Source organism: Methylobacterium longum, assembly GCF_022179385.1.
Taxonomy (GTDB): Bacteria; Pseudomonadota; Alphaproteobacteria; order Rhizobiales; family Beijerinckiaceae; genus Methylobacterium; species Methylobacterium longum.
Genome location: NZ_BPQS01000158.1, coordinates 1 through 851, shown reverse-complemented (window position 1 = coordinate 851; position 851 = coordinate 1). Strand labels below are relative to the sequence as shown.

Below are 851 nucleotides of genomic sequence, written 5' to 3'. Positions count from 1 at the left end.
CTCGACGTGGTCGAGAGCCTCGCCATCAGCCTGCCGCGGATCCGCCCCTCGACCTATCTGGGCAAGGGCCGAGTCGAGGAGATCGCCGGCCTGATCCGCGCCCGGGAGATCGGCCTCGTCGTGATGGACTGCGCCCTCTCGCCCGTGCAGCAGCGCAACCTCGAGAAGGCCTGGGGCGCCAAGGTCATCGACCGCACCGGCCTGATCCTGGAGATCTTCGGGCGCCGCGCCTCGACCCGGGAGGGCACCCTCCAGGTGGAGCACGCCCACCTCGCCTACCAGAAGTCCCGGCTCGTGCGCTCCTGGACCCACCTGGAGCGCCAGCGGGGCGGCTTCGGCTTCCTGGGCGGTCCCGGCGAGACCCAGATCGAGGCCGACCGGCGCATGATCCAGGAGCGCATGACCCGGATCGAGCGCGATCTCGACGCGGTGGTGCGCACCCGGGGTCTGCACCGGCAGAGCCGGGCGCGGGTCCCGTACCCGATCGTGGCGCTCGTCGGCTACACCAATGCCGGGAAGTCGAGCCTGTTCAACGCCCTGACCCGGGCCGAGGTCACCGCGAAGGACATGCTGTTCGCCACCCTCGACCCCACCGCCCGGGCGACCAAGCTGCCCCACGGCGAGACCGTGATCCTGTCCGACACGGTGGGCTTCATCTCCGACCTGCCGACGCCGCTGATCGCGGCCTTCCGGGCGACCCTGGAGGACGCCATCGAGGCCGACGTGCTGCTCCACGTGCGCGACGTCTCCCACGTCGATTCCGAGGCCCAGGCCGAGGATGTCGGCGAGGTCCTGCGCGAACTCGGGATCGAGACCAGCGCCGACCGGATCATCGAGGTCTGGAACAAGGC

1 protein-coding gene is annotated in these 851 nt (G+C 70.7%); it reads left to right on the top strand.

The genetic code is table 11. The features are described 5' to 3' along the window. On the top strand, positions 1-851 hold an 851-nt coding region (gene hflX / locus MFF58_RS31850), incomplete at both ends, for a GTPase HflX (protein ID WP_238294328.1).